The organism is Actinoplanes sp. ATCC 53533 (assembly GCF_003947245.1).
In genome coordinates this window covers 1-15,453 of the sequence record NZ_QHHV01000321.1, presented here as the reverse complement: position 1 = coordinate 15,453, position 15,453 = coordinate 1, and the positions used below count along the sequence as shown (strand labels likewise).

Genomic DNA, 15,453 nt, shown 5'->3' with positions numbered 1-15,453 from the left:
CTGGACAAGGGCGCCGGCTCGTACGAGTCGAAGTACCTGGGCTGGAAGTGGAAGCAGACGCTGTCCGCCGACGGCAAGACCCAGATCGGCCTCGGCACGGATGTCGGCGGCCTGGCCATGTGCTACCGCACCGACCTGTTCAAGGCGGCCGGCCTGCCCACCGAGCGCGACGCCGTGTCGGCGCTGTGGCCGACCTGGGACGCGTTCATCGCCACCGGCGAGAAGTACGTCAAGGGCAGCGGCGGGAAGAAGTTCATCGACTCCGGCACGGACATGTTCAACCCGATCCTCGCCCAGCAGCCCGTCGGCTTCTACAACGAGCAGGACCAGCTGCAGTTGGACGCCGGCCCCAAGATCGCTTGGGACACCACGATGAAGGCCCTGAAGGCGGGGATCTCCGCCAACCTGGTCAGCTTCCAGCCCGGCTGGGACCAGGGCTTCAAGAAGGACCAGTTCGCCGCGCTGCCGTGCCCCGCATGGATGCTCGGCCACATCCAGGAGACCGCACCCGACCAGAAGGGCAAGTGGGACATCGCCGCGATCCCCGGCGGCGGTGGCAACTGGGGCGGCTCGTTCTGGACCATCCCGAAGCAGGGCAAGAACGTCGACGAGGCGTACAAGTTCGTCGAGTGGATGGTCCAGCCGGCGCAGCAGATCGAGATCTTCAAGACCGTCGGCAACCTGCCCTCGCAGCCCGAGCTCTACAAGGATCCCGCGGTGCTGGACTACAAGAAGGAATTCATGAACAACGCCCCGACCGGCCAGATCTTCGCCAAGACCGCGGAGAACCTGAAGCCGCAGTATCTGGGCAAGAAGAACGGCCCGACCCGGGTGGCCGTCGAGAACGTGATCACCCGAGTGCAGCAGGGCAAGCTCCAGCCGGACGCGTCCTGGCCGGAAGCGGTCAAGGCGGCGGAGAAGGCCAGCAAGGCCTGAGAAGCGATGACGGCGGGGCGGTCTGCGGGCCGCCCCGCCTCGTCCCGTGCTGGAAGGAAAGGCCGTGACCCTCACCCGTACTCCGCCGACGCACACCGTAGCGAAGTCGGAATCGCCCAAGAAAGAGCGGGCCTGGCTCTACCGCTTCGACACCAAGCGGGCGCCCTACCTCTTGATCGCCCCGTTCTTCGTGTTCTTCGCGGTGTTCGGGCTGTTCCCCATCATCTTCAACGGTGTCGTCGCGTTGCGGAGCTGGCGGCTCGACGACCCGGCCCGGGACGGTTGGAGCGGATTCGACAACTTCTCCAAGCTGATCCACGACGACGCCTTCTGGAACGCGCTCGGTAACACCTTCGGGATCTTCATCCTGTCCACGATCCCGCAGCTGCTGCTGGCGCTGATGATCGCCAACCTGCTCAACCGCAAGCTGCGCGGAACCACCTTCTGGCGGATCGGTGTGCTGCTGCCGTACGTCACGCCGGCCGCCGCGTCGACTCTGCTGTTCTCGGTGTTCTTCGCTCGTGACAACGGCATGGCCAACTGGTTCCTGTCGCTGGTCGGCTTCGGCGCCGAGAACCCGATCGACTGGCGCGCCGACAAGTGGAGCTCGTGGCTGGCGATCGCCACGATGGTCAACTGGAAGTGGATCGGCTACAACGCGCTGCTCTACCTGTCGGCCATGCAGACGGTCCCCAAGGACGTCTACGAGGCCGCCTCGATGGACGGGGCCGGGCCGCAGCGCCAGCTCTGGCAGATCACCGTTCCCATGATCCAGCCGGTGGTGATCTTCACGGTGGTGCTGTCGACCATCGGTGGCCTGCAGTTGTTCAACGAGCCGATGCTCTTCGACTCCAACCCGGTTTCGGCCAGCGGCGGCTCGGACGGGCAGTGGCAGACCATCGCGCAGCTGATCTATCAGGTCGGCTGGATCAACCTCGACCTCGGGTACGCCGCGGCGATGTCCTGGGCCCTCTTCGTGATCATCTTGATCGTCGCCGGCCTGAACGCGCTGCTCACCAATCGACTGGGCGGAGGCCGCCAATGACCAGCATGACCAAGACCGCACGGCCGCAACACCGCAAGAGCCTCGCCGAGATCGCCCGGGCGCCGTCGGAGAGCCGCGGCACCTGGCGGACCTATCTGTTGCTGACCAGCGTGCTGCTGGTGTCGGCCTTCCCGGTCTACTGGATGTTCGTCATCGCGTCGAGCACCGAGGAGGCCGTCGCGCAGATCCCGCCGTCGGTCGTGCCCGGCTCGCAGCTGCTGGTCAACCTCAGCGAAGTCTTCACGATGCAGGACGTCTACTTCACCGCGTCGCTGATCAACAGCTTCATCGTCTCGACCGTGGTCACCGCCTCGGTGCTGTTCTTCTGCTCGCTGGCCGGGTTCGCCTTCGCCAAGCTGCGGTTCAAGGGCCGCAACGGGCTCATGATCGTGGTCATCCTGACCCTGACGGTGCCCAACCAGCTCGGCGTCGTAGCGCTCTACATCCTGATGGGCAAGCTCGGCTGGAACGGCACGCTGCTCGCGGTCATCGCCCCCGGCCTGGTGACCGCGTTCGGCGTCTTCTACATGCGGCAGTTCATCATGAACGCCATACCGGACGAGCTGATCGAGTCCGCGCGCATGGACGGCGCGCTCACCATGCGGGTGTACTGGAGCATCGTGCTGCCCGCGATCCGGCCCGCGCTGGCGGTGCTGGGCCTGCTCACCTTCGTGGCGACCTGGAACGACTTCCAGTGGCCGCTGATCCAGCTCAACGGCACCGAGTTCCCCACCTCGATGGTGGCGCTGTCCGACCTCGCCAGCGGCAACTACGTCATCTTCCGCCGCGTGCTCGCGGGCGCGTTCGTCGCCACCGTGCCGCTTCTTCTGCTGTTGTTGCTGGGCGGACGGCAGATCGTTCGGGGAATCATGGAAGGCGCCGTCAAGAGCTGACGCTCGCGGGCCAGTAAAGGAGTGTTGTGACCTCGTACCAACCCCTGCATGACGGGTGGGCACTCAGTGGCGGCGACGTGAGCAGCGTCGCCGCCACCGTGCCGGGCTGTGTGCACACCGACCTGCTCGCCGCGGGCCTGATCGACGACCCCTATCTGGACGAGAACGAGAAGAAGCTCGCCTGGATCGGGCGCACCGACTGGGTCTACGAGACCGTCTTCTCCCACGAGCAGGAACACGAGCACGAACACGGCGCCGGCCGCACGGACCTGGTCTGCGCGGGGCTCGACACCGTCGCCACGGTCGTGCTCAACGGCGTCGAACTGGGCCGGACCGCCAACCAGCACCGCGGCTACCGCTTCGACGTGCGGGACGCGTTGCGCGACGGCGAGAACCGGCTCCGGATCCACTTCACCTCGGCGTACAGCTATGCCGAGGCGCAGCAGGAGCGGCTCGGCGACCGGCCGAACGCGTACGCCGAGCCGTTCAACTTCATCCGCAAGATGGCCTGCAACTTCGGCTGGGACTGGGGACCGACGCTGGTCACCGCCGGCATCTGGCAGGAGATCGGCCTGCAGAGCTGGTCGGTGGCCCGGCTGGCCGAGGTCCGCCCGCAGGTGACGGTCGCCGACGGCGTCGGCACCGCCGAGGTGCGGGTGCGCCTGCAGCGCGACACCGCCGGGCCGGTCACCCTCGCCGCGACCGTCGCCGGCGAGCGGGTGGAGACGACCATCGACGGGGACGAGGCCGTCCTCTCGCTCACCGTGCGCGATCCCGAGCTCTGGTGGCCCATCGGGTACGGGGACCAGCCCCGCTACGACCTGACCGTGACCCTGTCGGGGCCGGCCGGTGAACTGGACAGCTGGACCCGCAAGGTCGGTTTCCGGGACGTCCGGGTCGACACCGCCCCGGACGCCGACGGCAGCGCGTTCACCCTGATCGTCAACGACCTGCCGATCTTCGTCCGCGGCGTCAACTGGATCCCCGACGACGTCTTCGCCAACCGGGTCACCCGCGAGCGACTGGCGACCCGCTTCGGCCAGGCGATCGACGCGAACGTCAACTACCTGCGGATCTGGGGCGGCGGCCGGTACGAGTCCGAGGACTTCTACGACCTCGCCGACGAACTCGGCCTGCTGGTGGGGCAGGACTTCCTGTTCGCCTGCGCGGCATACCCGGAGGAGGAGCCCTTCGCCACCGAACTGGCGGCGGAGGCCCGCGAGCAGGTGGTGCGGCTCGCCGCCCACCCCAGCCTGGTGCTGTGGACCGGCAACAACGAGAACCTCTGGGGCCACGAGGACTGGGACTGGAAGGCGGCGCTGGGCGACCGGTCGTGGGGCGCCGGCTACTACTTCGGCCTGCTCCCGGGCATCGTCGCCGCGGAGGACCCGAGCCGGCCGTACTGGCCGGGCAGCCCTTACTCGGGCCGCGACGACAAGCATCCCAACGATCCCGCGTACGGCACCATGCACATCTGGGACGTGTGGAACACCGACGACTACACCAAGTATCGCGAGTACCGGCCGCGCTTCCTCGCCGAGTTCGGCTACCAGGCGCCCCCGGCGTACGCGACGCTGCGCCGGGCCATCAGCGACGAGCCGCTGACCCACCAGTCCCCGGGCATGCGGGCGCATCAGAAGGCGGCGGACGGCGACGCCAAGCTGCGGCGCGGCCTCGACGCCCACCTGCCGGTGCCGCGCGACTTCGACGACTGGCACTACCTGACCCAGCTCAACCAGGCCCGGGCCCTGTCGCTCGGGATCGAGCACTTCCGGTCGCTGCGCCCGCTCTGCATGGGCACGATCATGTGGCAGCTCAACGACTGCTGGCCGGTCACCTCCTGGGCGGCGGTGGACGGCGACGGCCGCAAGAAGCCGCTCTGGTACGCACTGCGCCACTCCTTCGCCCCGCGACTGCTGACCGTGCAGCCGCGGGACGGCGCACCGGCCCTGGTGGCGGTCAACGATTCCGGCGAGCCGTGGCCGGTGTCGGCGACCGTCTCCCGCCGTACCCTCGACGGGGTTGTGCTGGCCGAGGTGACGGTCGAGGCGACCGTCGCGCCGGGCTCGGCCACGACGCTGGCGCTGCCCGCGGAGGTCGGCGTCGCCGCCGAGGCGACGCGGGAGGTGCTGGTCGCCACGGCCGAGCAGCACCGGGCCTGGTGGTTCTACGCCGAGGACAAGGACATCGCCTGGCCGCCGGCGAAGTTCGACGCCGTCTTCGAGGCGGTGGGCGCCGACGCCCGGGTGCAGATCACCGCGCACCACATGCTGCGCGACCTGACCCTGCAACCGGATCGCCTGGACCCGGCGACGGAAGCGGACCAGGCCGGGGTGACGTTGCTGCCCGGCGAGTCGGCGACGTTCATCATCCGCGGCGGTGCCGAACTGGAACCGACGGCCCTGACCACCCGCCCGGTGCTGCGCTGCGTCAACGACTTGGCTTCAGCCGGGTCGAGGGTGGCGGTGGGTAGGTTGGACGGGCCGGTCTGACCTGCGACGCCGCCGCGCCCAATCGGGGAAACACCGGGCGCGGCGGCCCGTCGGCACGCAGTTGCGCGCGCAGCCGTTCCGCGCCGGAGGGCAGGAACGGCCGCAGTTCGTCGGCCAGCACCCGGCAGCTGCCGAGCACCTCGGCCAGCACCGGCGCCGGCTCGGCCAGCTTCCAGGGCTGGGCGGCCTCGATGAGCCGATTGCCCCGGTCGACCTCCGCCCACAGGGCGGCGGTGGCCGCCCGAAAATCCCCGGTGGTCAGGGCGGCGTCGATCCGCTCCGGCAGCTCCGACGGTACGGCCGCAGCCCGCACGGCACCGTGCCGGCGTGCCAGGCTCACCGTGCGGTTGACCAGGTTGCCGATGCCGTTGGCCAGGTCCCGGTCGGCGCGGGCGACCAGGCGCTCGACGGTGAAGTCCGTGTCCCCGACCGGGGCGACCTCGCTCAGCAGCCACCAGCGCAGCGCGTCCACGCCGTACCGGTCGGCGAGCGTGACCGGATCGACCGCGTTGCCCGCGCTCTTCGACAGTTTGGCGCCGTCCACGGTCAGGTAGTCGTGCACCAGGATCGTGGTGGGCAGCGGCAACCCGGCGGAGAGCAGCAACGCCAGCCAGTAGACGGCGTGGAACCGCACGATGCCCTTGCCGATGACGTGCACCCGCTCGCCCGGCGCCAGCCACCAGCTTCGCAGGTCGGCGCCGTCGCCGAGGGCGGTGACGTAGTTCGCCAGGGCGTCCCACCAGACGTAGATGACCTGGTCCGGATCGTCGGGGACCGGGATGCCCCAGCCGTCGGCCCGGGCGGCCGGCCGCGAGACGCTGATGTCCCGCAGCCCGGAGCGGATGAAGGCCAGCACCTCGTTGCGCCGGGCGGCGGGCTCGACGCGGACCTGCCCGGACTCCAGCGCGCCGAGGATCCGCCGCTCGTACCGGGAGAGCCGGAAGAACCAGTTGGTCTCCGCGACCCGTTCCGGCGCGGCCGGGTGCTCCGCGCAGCCGGCGCCGTCCAGGAACTGCTCGCAGCCCGCGCAGTACAGACCGGTGTAGCTGTGCCGGTAGAAGTCGGGCGCGGACCGGCGCCACAACGCGGTCACGCCCGGCGCGTGCCGGGGATCCGAGCCGGTCCGGATGAAGTCGTCGAACGACAACTCCAGCGGCTCCCGCAGCGCGGCGAAGCGGTCGCCGTTGCCGCCGACGAACGCTCGCAGCGAAACCCCGGCGGCCCGGGCGGCGGTGACATTCTTCAGCGCGTTGTCGTCGGTCCCGGTGAGAAACCGAACGGCCTCGCCCCGCAACCGGCGATGCCGGGCGAGCACGTCGGCCTGCACGAGCTCGAGGGCGTGGCCGAGGTGCGGCGGCGCGTTGACGTACGGGATGGCGGTGGTGACGTAGAAGGTCATGCTCCCTCTTCCGCCTCGCCCAGAGCAGCCGTCCCCGCCCGTGGGCGAGGACTTGCTCGGTGTCTGACTAGCGCACGCCGAACGGCCCCGCGAGGGGGCACATCATCGACGAGCGGCGCAGCTGCATAACGCCATGCTCCCAGCGCGCCGCCCGCAGCGGCCAGGCAATTACCGGCCCGCGAGGTGTCCCCAGGCAGCGGGACGCACGAATGGTCGAGGCTAGAGTGGTGTGGGTGAGCACCGATGCCCTTCCCCCGAGGTACGCCGGGGCCGAAGACCGCATCCCGACCTGGGAAGCGTTTCGCGGACCCGATCGCGGTGTCGTTCATCTGCCGCACCGGCTTGCCTGGTCCGGACCGACGTCATACGACGTTGATGACATGCGGCAACGCCTGACCCTGTATTCCATCCTTCTCGACTGCGGCCAACGCGACGACATCGCCACATACGTGAATCGCGTCCTGCTCAGCGCCGACTGGCCGAACATGCGCCGGCTGACCTCCCGTGAGCTGATCGGCATCTGGGAGCGTCAACTCCCCGAGCTCGCAGCCGCCTGATCACTGCCGTGGAAGACCTGCACCGCGAGCTTGCCCAGATCGCGTTCACAGCCGGAGAAGATCTCGGCCTGATGCTCGCCGGCGGATACGCGATCCGCGCACACGGGCTGACCGAACGCCCGTCCGGGGATGTGGATCTCGCCACCTCGGCCATGCTCGACCTCCCGACGATCGTTGATCGCTTGTCCGACGCCTTCCAGCGAAGCGGGTTCGATGTACAGGTCATCGAGTCGAAGCCGCGGATGGCGCGGCTGGAGGTGACCCGCGGCGACGCCGTCTGCGAGGTCGATCTCCTGAAGGAGGCGGTCGGGCCGCCGGCGCTGTTCGAGCTCGGCCCGGTGCTCACCCTCGACGACGCCGTCGGGCTGAAGGTCCGCCCGTTAGCCGATCGGGCGCTGCATCGCGACTTCATCGATGTCCACGCGGCTGCGGTCAAAGCCGGCTACGCCTGGCCCGACCTGGAGAGCCTCGGGGCGCGGCACACTCCGAACTGGTCGTTGGCAGACCTTGCCGAGCGGCTCTCCGCTATCGACCTTCGCGACGACGCCACTTTCGCTGCGTACGGGTTGACCGGCGATCAGACCGCTGAACTCCGCCGGTGGGCGTTGGCCTGGGCCGATGACATCCTGTCCCGGCTGGCCGCCGAAGCTGGCACCCTTCACGAGCAGACGATCGTCCCCGACTGGGACGCCTACCTCGACGAATAGGTGCGCCATACGTCCGCCCATCATCGCGGACCTGGACCAGGGCCTTGCGGTCCCGCGTCCACAAGGGAACGCGATCATGTGATGCACTGGCGCTTTGCCCGGGTGGGAGGAACAGCGGATGGGATACACCGGCCGGATAGTGGTCGCCAGGTCGGATCGGCCGCTCAGTGAGCTGACGGCGCTGCGCGGTGCCGAGGTGCTCGACGAGTCGGCTTATCCGGGCGGGTGGCGCTCCGCCCAGCTGGACGGCGACCTGTCGGACGCCTTGCGGATCCTGGTGGCTGAGACGGAATGGCCCGCACTGACCGCCTTCATCCTCGACAGTGATGTCGCCGATGTCGAAGCGTCTGCGCCGTCAGGAGTGCACTGGCGGGTCTATCTGCACCAGGAGAAGGCGGCCGAATATGGCGCTCCCGAGCTGGCGCACACGGCGGAGGAGGTGACCGAGCAAGGGCTGGCGTGGGCCGTCGAGGCCGGTCTCCTGGCGGACGGCGCGGCGGTGCGGGCCGCTCTCGAGGCGGAGAACGTGTTCGCCGAGGAGACGTTCGACGAGCTGCTCGTCGCGCTCGGCATTCGGGCGGCGTGACCCGGGTCGCGACCACCGGGGTCAGCCCGGAAGCCGACCGACCGGCCGGCCACGCACGGAGCTTCGTGCGTGGCGGCCGGTCGGGTGGTGGTGCTTCTGGTTACTCGGGTCCGCGTACCGGATTATTCGGGGACGCGGCGGTAGGCGCCGTCGCTGGCGCTGGTTGCCATCGAGGCGTAGGCGCGCAGCGCCGCCGAGACCGGGCGCTGCCGGTCGGCCGGCGTGTACGGCTTCGGCCGGCGCTCCTGGACGTGCCGGCGCTGAGCCAGGTCCTCGTCGGAGACGTTGAGCGTGATCGTGCGGCCCGGGATGTCGATGGTGATCTCGTCGCCGGTCTCCACCAGGGAGATCAGCCCGCCCGACGCCGCCTCCGGGGAGACGTGCCCGATGGACAGGCCCGAGGTGCCGCCGGAGAACCGGCCGTCGGTGATCAGCGCGCAGGACTTGCCCAGCCCGCGGCCCTTCAGGAAGCTCGTCGGATAGAGCATCTCCTGCATGCCCGGCCCGCCGCGGGGGCCCTCGTAGCGGATGACCACCACGTCGCCGGCCACGACCTGCTTGCTGAGGATGCCGTCGACCGCGGTGTCCTGGCTCTCGAAGACGCGGGCCGGGCCGCTGAACTTCCACAGCTCCTCGGCCACGCCGGCGGTCTTCACCACGCAGCCGTCCGGGGCCAGGTTGCCGAAGAGGATCGCCAGGCCGCCGTCGACCGTGTACGCGTGCTCGACCGACCGGATGCAGCCCTCGGCCGCGTCCGTGTCGAGCCTCGCCCAGCGGTTGGTCGTCGAGAACGGCTGGGTGGTGCGGACGCCGCCCGGCGCGGCGTGGAACAGCTCCAGCGCCACGTCGCTCGGGCTGCCGCTGCGGATGTCCCAGGTCTGCAGCCAGCTCTCCAGGTCGGGGGAGTGCACGGACCGCACGTTGGTGCGCAGCGCGCCGCCTCTGTGCAGCTCGCCGAGCAGCGCGGGGATGCCGCCGGCCCGGTGGACGTCCTCCATGTGGTATTTCGGGCTGTTCGGGGCGACCTTGGCCAGGCACGGCACTCGGCGCGACACCGCGTCGATGTCCGTCACGCTGAAGTCCAGCTCGGCCTCGCGGGCCGCGGCCAGCAGGTGCAGCACCGTGTTGGTCGAGCCGCCCATCGCCACATCCAGGGCGACCGCGTTCTCGAAGGCGTCCCGCGACGCGATCGACCGCGGCAGCACCGACTCGTCGTCGTTCTCGTAGTACTGCTTCGCGATGTCGACGATCAGCTCGCCGGCCCGCTCGAACAGGGCCTTGCGGGCGGCGTGGGTGGCCAGCGTCGAGCCGTTGCCGGGCAGGGCCAGGCCGATCGCCTCGGTCAGGCAGTTCATCGAGTTGGCGGTGAACATGCCGGAGCAGGAACCGCAGGTGGGGCAGGCGGACCGCTCGATGGTGTCCAGCTGCTCGTCGGTCACGTTCTCGTTGGCGCTGGCGCTCATCGCGTCGACCAGGTCGAGCTTCTCGTGCACCACGCCCTCGATGGCGACCGTCTTGCCGGCCTCCATCGGGCCACCGGAGACGAACACCGTGGGGATGTTGAGCCGCAGCGCGGCGATCAGCATGCCCGGGGTGATCTTGTCGCAGTTCGAGATGCAGACCAGGGCGTCGGCGCAGTGCGCGTTCACCATGTATTCCACCGCGTCGGCGATCAGCTCGCGGCTGGGCAGCGAATAGAGCATCCCGCCGTGGCCCATGGCGATGCCGTCGTCCACGGCGATCGTGTTGAACTCGCGCCCGATGCCGCCGGCCTTGAATACGGCGTCGGCGACCAGACCGCCCATGTCCTTCAGATGCACGTGGCCGGGCACGAACTGGGTGAAACTGTTGGCAATGGCGACGATCGGCTTGCCGAAATCGTCGTCGGTCATGCCGGTGGCGCGCCACAGGGCGCGCGCGCCGGCCATCGTCCGACCGTGGGTCGAGGTCCGGGAGCGCAGCTCAGGCATTCCCCCATACTGCCACCGTCGGTAAGGACCGCACCTGTGCCGGCGATACCCAGTCCACTGCGCGGGACGGCGAGGATGTGTTGCGGTTCGAAACCGGTCTATCGGTCGGCTCCCGAAACGGGCTCCGGTGCGGCAGAGTGTCCCCGTGCACTCACCGTCCGGATTGGAGCTGGCCGGGCTGGCGAGCCTGTTGGTAGCGGTTCCGGCTGTCGCCCTGCTCGCCAACTCCGGCCGTAGACACACCGGAGCCGCCCGGCGCGCCCATCTGTTGCTGGCCGCGGGTGCCGCGATCACCACCGCCGCCGCGCTGGCGGGCCTGCTGAGCAGCCTCTTCCTGGCGCACGGCCCGGCGCAGCTGGCCTCGGCCGTCGCCGTCGCGATGGCGCTAGGCACCCTCACCCTGCTGACCGGCACGCTCGTGCTGCCCGGCGCCGCGGAGAGCGCCGGCGCGGCGGGCCGCCACCTGCTCGACGGGTTCGTCGTCGCCGCGGCGCTGTGGTTCGTCGGCTGGGTGCTGGTCTCCCAGCCGACCCGGCTGCTCGGTGACCTGACGCCCGGGCGCTGCCTGTCCATGCTGCTGCCGGCCGGCGTCGCCGCGATCTCCCTCGGGCTGACCGCCGTGCTGGCCATGCACGCTCACCGGCCGCGACACATCACGGTCCGGGTGGCCGCCGGGGTGGCGGTGGTCGCGGTGGCGGCGACGGCGCTGTCCGCCGGCATCTGCCGGGGCTGGCCGGTCGTCGTGCTGCTCAGCGCCGTGCTGCTGCCCGCCGGGCTGGTGGTGGTGGCCCGCGCGGTCAAGGTCGCGGACCGCCCGGTCGAGGTCCTCGGCGATGTCACCCAGCGCAACACCGGCTACGCGTTCGTGCCGATGTCCGCCCTGGTCGGCGCGCTCGGCTATCACCTGGCCGTCGGCGGCGTCTTCGACGTGTTCGGTTTTCTCGGGGTCAGCATCGAGGGCTTCGCCCTGGTCGCCCGGCAATATCTGGCCCTGGCCGACGTCAAGCGGCACACCGTGGCGCTGCGGCAGCGGGAGGCCCACTTCCGCGAGCTCGCGCACACCGACCCGCTGACCGGGCTGGCCAACCGGCGCGGCCTGGTCCGGGCGCTGCGGGAGTCGGAGGTCCGCGAGCGGGCCCGGGTGCTGGGCCAACCCGCAGCGGAAAACAGAAGGCAACCCCGGGTGCTGGTCGGCCTCGACCTCGACGGCTTCAAGAACGTCAACGACATGCGCGGGCACGACGTCGGTGACGCCGTGCTGACCGAGGTGGGCCGGCGGCTGGGGGTCAGCCTGCGGGACGGCGACGTCGCCGCGCGCCTCGGGGGCGACGAGTTCGCGGTGCTGATGTGGGCCACGCCCGAGGAGGCGATGGTCGCCGGCAAGCGGCTGCTGGCGGTGCTGAGCGAGCCCTACGAGACCGAGGACGGCTCGGTCTTCCTGTCCGCGAGCGTCGGCGTCGCCGACTCGCTCGCGCCGGGCGACACCGGCGAGCTGATGCGCGACGCCGATCTGGCCCTGCGGTACGCGAAGCAGCGCGGCAAGAACCGGGTCGAGCGCTATCAGAAGCGCTACGACGAGTTGCTGCGCCGGCACAGCGTCCTGGAGAACGAGCTGCGGCACGCCATCGAACGCGATCAGCTGCGCCTGGTCTTCCAGCCGGTCGTCGCGTTGCCGTCGATGCGCCCGGTCGGCGCCGAGGCGCTGCTCCGCTGGCACCATCCCGAGCTGGGCGCGGTGCGGCCGGACGAGTTCATCCCGGTGGCCGAGGAGTCCGGGCTGATCAGCATGATCGGCTCCTGGGTGCTGGACCAGGCCTGCCGGCAGCTCGCCCAGTGGCTGGCCGGCGGCCACGACATCTGGGTGTCGGTGAACCTGTCGCCCAAGGAGCTGCACGCCGCCGACTACGCGGGCCAGGTCGCCGAGGTGCTGGAGCGCTACCACGTGCCGCCGCAACGGCTGGTCCTCGAGGTGACCGAGCACGCGGTGGCCACCGACATGGACGAGCTGATCCGCCGGCTGTGCGAGCTGCGCTCCACCGGGGTGCGGATCGCGCTGGACGACTTCGGCGCCGGATACTCGTCGCTCGGGCAGCTGCGCAACCTGCCGGTGGACATCCTGAAGATCGACCACGCGCTGGTCGCGGAGCCGGAGTCGCGCACCGGCACGGCGGCGCCGCTGGTCGACGTGGTCGTCCGGCTGGGCCACCGGCTCGGGCTGGAGGTGCTGGCCGAGGGCATCGGCACCCCGGCGCAGCGGGCGATCGTCGAGGAGGCCGGCTGCCGGCTGGGCCAGGGATCGTTGTTCGGCTGGGGCGTGCCCGCCGAGCACCTCCAGGCCCTGCTGGAGACCGTGCGCTCGTCCGGCGCCCGCCCGGTGCCCGTCCAGCGGGCCCGCCCGCCGGTGCCGCCGAGCGCGCCCGCGCGCAGCCAGGTGATCATGCTGGGACCGGGAATGCGGCAGGTCAGGGCGCTGCTGCCGACCGATCCGGCCTTCGCGATCGAGGACGGCTCGCGAACGGGTGACCAAGATGTGAGATCAGTTGACGCACCCCGTGAGATGGGGCAGTCTTAACCGCATGTGCTTGTCGTCCCGAGTACTTATGTGAGCGCACTGTCCCTCGATCACGAGAGATGACAGTGCGCTAGGTCCCGTGCTTCGGCACGAGGTACCTTTTTTGTTGCTCCGGGACAGTCCAGGCTCACCCATCCCGAACGAAGGTCTGAATCGCCATGACGAGACCCACACCCGAGACCCTCGCCCACCGCGCCACCCCGGCCACCGTCGCGGCGGCGGCCGGCGCCCCGGCCGTAGTCACGGTGGCTCCGACCCCCACCAGCGGGGCCGGTTCGCTCGTGCGGTCGCTTGAGGCGCTCGGCGTCGAGGTGGCGTTCGGGATCCCCGGTGGGGCGATCCTGCCCGCCTACGACCCGCTGTACGACTCCAAGGTCCGGCACATCCTGGTCCGCCACGAGCAGGGCGCGGGCCACGCCGCGACCGGGTATGCGCAGGCCACCGGCAAGGTCGGCGTCTGCATCGCCACCTCCGGGCCGGGCGCGACCAACCTGGTCACCCCGATCGCCGACGCCTACATGGACTCGGTGCCGATCGTCGCGATCACCGGCCAGGTGCCCCGGCCCGCGATCGGTACGGACGCCTTCCAGGAAGCGGACATCCAGGGCATCACGCTGCCGATCACGAAGCACAACTTCCTGATCCAGACGGCCGACGAGATCCCGCGGATCATGGCGGAGGCGTTCCACCTGGCCGGGACCGGCCGGCCCGGCCCGGTCCTGGTCGACATCCCGAAGGACGTGCTGCAGGCGCAGACCATGTTCGCCTGGCCGCCCACGCTGGACCTGCCCGGCTACCGGCCCACGCTGCACCCGCACGGCAAGCAGATCCGCGAGGCCGCCCGGCTGATCGCCGCGGCCAAGCGCCCGGTGCTGTACGTCGGCGGCGGCGTGCTCAAGGCCGGCGCCACCGAGGGGCTGCGCAAGCTGGCCGAGCTGACCGGCATCCCGGTGGTCACCACGCTGATGGCGCTCGGCGCGTTCCCCGACTCGCACCCGCAGCACCTGGGCATGCCGGGCATGCACGGCACGGTCCCGGCCGTGTACGCGCTGCAGAAGGCGGACCTGCTGGTCACCCTCGGCGCCCGGTTCGACGACCGGGTCACCGGCAAGCTGGACTCGTTCGCCCCGGAGGCCAAGGTCGTGCACGCCGACATCGACCCGGCCGAGATCGGTAAGAACCGGCACGCCGACGTCCCGATCGTGGGCGACGCCCGGCACGTCATCGACGAGCTGATCGCGGCCGTCTCGGCCACGGCGGCCGGTGCCTCGGCGTACGAGCCGTGGTGGGCGCAGCTCAACGACCTGCGCGAGCGCTACCCGCTGGGCTACGACGAGCCCACCGACGGCACCCTGGCCCCGCAGCACGTGATCCAGCGGATCGGCGAGCTGGTCGGCCCGGATGCGATCTACGTCGCGGGCGTCGGGCAGCACCAGATGTGGGCGTCGCAGTTCATCTCCTACGAGAAGCCGGGCACCTGGCTCAACTCCGGTGGCGCCGGCACCATGGGCTACGCGGTCCCGGCCGCGATGGGCGCCAAGGTCGGCCGCCCCGACACCGCGGTGTGGGCGATCGACGGCGACGGCTGCTTCCAGATGACCAACCAGGAGCTGGCCACCTGCGCGCTGGAGGGCATCCCGGTCAAGATCGCCGTGATCAACAACGGCAACCTGGGCATGGTCCGGCAGTGGCAGACCCTGTTCTACGAGGGCCGCTACTCCAACACCGAGCTGGGCACCCACAAGCACCGGATCCCCGACTTCGTGAAGCTGGCCGAGGCGCTGGGCTGCGTGGGTCTGCGCTGCGAGTCGAAGGCCGACGTGGACGCGACCATCAAGGCGGCCATGGAGATCAACGACCGGCCGGTGGTCATCGACTTCACGGTCGGCAAGGACGCCATGGTCTGGCCGATGGTCGCGGCCGGCACCAGCAACGACGAGATCATGTTCGCCCGGGACGTGCGCCCGGCCTTCGACGAGGACGACCTGTGAACAGTATGAACAAGCACACCCTGTCCGTGCTCGTGGAGAACAAGCCCGGCGTGCTGGCCCGGGTGTCGGGTCTGTTCTCGCGGCGCAGCTTCAACATCGATTCGCTGGCGGTGGGCGAGACGGAGAACCCGGACGTTTCCCGCATTACGATCGTGGTCAACGCTGACTCCTCACCCCTGGAGCAGGTGACCAAACAGCTCAACAAGCTGGTGAACGTCCTGAAGATCGTCGAGCTGGACCCGCAGCAGTCGGTCCAGCGCGAGCTCCTGCTGGTCAAGGTGCGCGCCGACCGCACCGTGCGCGGG

12 protein-coding genes are annotated in these 15,453 nt (G+C 70.1%); 10 read left to right on the top strand and 2 right to left on the bottom strand.

Annotated features, from left to right (window positions below; genetic code table 11):
* The 4 genes from DMB66_RS55425 to DMB66_RS55410 form a co-directional block, all read left to right on the top strand.
* The coding region (locus DMB66_RS55425; RefSeq protein ID WP_125812065.1) for an extracellular solute-binding protein at positions 1–936 on the top strand (936 nt) is incomplete at its 5' end.
* Positions 937–1,000: 64 nt separating this feature from the next.
* Positions 1,001–1,981, top strand: a complete 981-nt coding sequence (locus DMB66_RS55420; RefSeq protein ID WP_199753209.1) for a carbohydrate ABC transporter permease — start codon at positions 1,001–1,003, stop codon at positions 1,979–1,981.
* The gene (locus tag DMB66_RS55415; RefSeq protein WP_233625534.1) at positions 1,978–2,874 is read left to right on the top strand and encodes a carbohydrate ABC transporter permease; all 897 of its coding nucleotides are present in this window, start codon (positions 1,978–1,980) and stop codon (positions 2,872–2,874) included. The genes DMB66_RS55420 and DMB66_RS55415 overlap by 4 nt, the downstream gene beginning before the upstream one ends.
* Positions 2,875–2,900: 26 nt before the next feature.
* Entirely contained in the window at positions 2,901–5,366 is a 2,466-nt protein-coding gene (locus tag DMB66_RS55410) for a glycoside hydrolase family 2 protein (protein ID WP_125812063.1), read from the top strand.
* On the opposite strand, the gene DMB66_RS55405 is transcribed toward DMB66_RS55410, so the two are convergent.
* The gene (locus DMB66_RS55405; RefSeq protein ID WP_125812062.1) at positions 5,305–6,765 is read right to left on the bottom strand and encodes a methionine--tRNA ligase; all 1,461 of its coding nucleotides are present in this window, start codon (positions 6,763–6,765) and stop codon (positions 5,305–5,307) included. The two genes, DMB66_RS55410 and DMB66_RS55405, sit on opposite strands and share 62 nt — an antisense overlap.
* Before the next feature lie 233 nt (positions 6,766–6,998).
* Here DMB66_RS55405 and DMB66_RS55400 point away from each other — a divergent pair, with 233 nt between their 5' ends.
* The 3 genes from DMB66_RS55400 to DMB66_RS55390 all read left to right on the top strand — a co-directional run bounded on the left by DMB66_RS55400 (position 6,999) and on the right by DMB66_RS55390 (position 8,615).
* Positions 6,999–7,322: a hypothetical protein gene (locus tag DMB66_RS55400; RefSeq protein WP_233625533.1), complete on the top strand. Its 324-nt coding sequence runs from the start codon at positions 6,999–7,001 to the stop codon at positions 7,320–7,322.
* 8 nt (positions 7,323–7,330) lie between these two features.
* Entirely contained in the window at positions 7,331–8,029 is a 699-nt protein-coding gene (locus DMB66_RS55395; protein WP_199753208.1) for a nucleotidyl transferase AbiEii/AbiGii toxin family protein, read from the top strand.
* A 118-nt stretch (positions 8,030–8,147) separates the two neighbouring features.
* A complete protein-coding gene (locus DMB66_RS55390; protein WP_125812060.1) occupies positions 8,148–8,615 on the top strand; it encodes a hypothetical protein in 468 nt (155 codons plus the stop codon).
* Positions 8,616–8,737: 122 nt separating this feature from the next.
* Here the strand turns inward: DMB66_RS55390 and ilvD are convergent, their stop codons facing one another.
* Complete coding sequence (gene ilvD, locus DMB66_RS55385; RefSeq protein WP_125812059.1) at positions 8,738–10,585, bottom strand: dihydroxy-acid dehydratase; 1,848 nt, start codon at positions 10,583–10,585, stop codon at positions 8,738–8,740.
* Between the two features lie 145 nt (positions 10,586–10,730).
* Here ilvD and DMB66_RS55380 point away from each other — a divergent pair, with 145 nt between their 5' ends.
* From DMB66_RS55380 to ilvN, 3 genes are all read left to right on the top strand, one after another.
* On the top strand, positions 10,731–13,157 hold the full coding sequence (locus DMB66_RS55380) for a putative bifunctional diguanylate cyclase/phosphodiesterase (RefSeq protein WP_370321265.1): 2,427 nt from the start codon (positions 10,731–10,733) through the stop codon (positions 13,155–13,157).
* A gap of 158 nt (positions 13,158–13,315) precedes the next feature.
* Positions 13,316–15,148 carry an acetolactate synthase large subunit gene (locus DMB66_RS55375; protein ID WP_125812058.1) on the top strand — a complete coding sequence of 611 codons (1,833 nt, stop codon included), beginning with the start codon at positions 13,316–13,318 and terminating at the stop codon, positions 15,146–15,148.
* Between the two features lie 5 nt (positions 15,149–15,153).
* Positions 15,154–15,453, top strand: a 300-nt coding sequence (gene ilvN, locus DMB66_RS55370; RefSeq protein ID WP_125812066.1) for an acetolactate synthase small subunit, incomplete at its 3' end; no start/stop codon positions are given.

Coding starts and splice junctions, on each gene's coding strand:
- DMB66_RS55415 (WP_233625534.1), top strand. CDS start 1,978: ATGACCAGCATGACCAAGACCGCACGGCCGCAACACCGCAAGAGCCTC.
- DMB66_RS55405 (WP_125812062.1), bottom strand. CDS start 6,765: ATGACCTTCTACGTCACCACCGCCATCCCGTACGTCAACGCGCCGCCG.
- DMB66_RS55390 (WP_125812060.1), top strand. CDS start 8,148: ATGGGATACACCGGCCGGATAGTGGTCGCCAGGTCGGATCGGCCGCTC.
- ilvD (WP_125812059.1), bottom strand. CDS start 10,585: ATGCCTGAGCTGCGCTCCCGGACCTCGACCCACGGTCGGACGATGGCC.
- DMB66_RS55375 (WP_125812058.1), top strand. CDS start 13,316: ATGACGAGACCCACACCCGAGACCCTCGCCCACCGCGCCACCCCGGCC.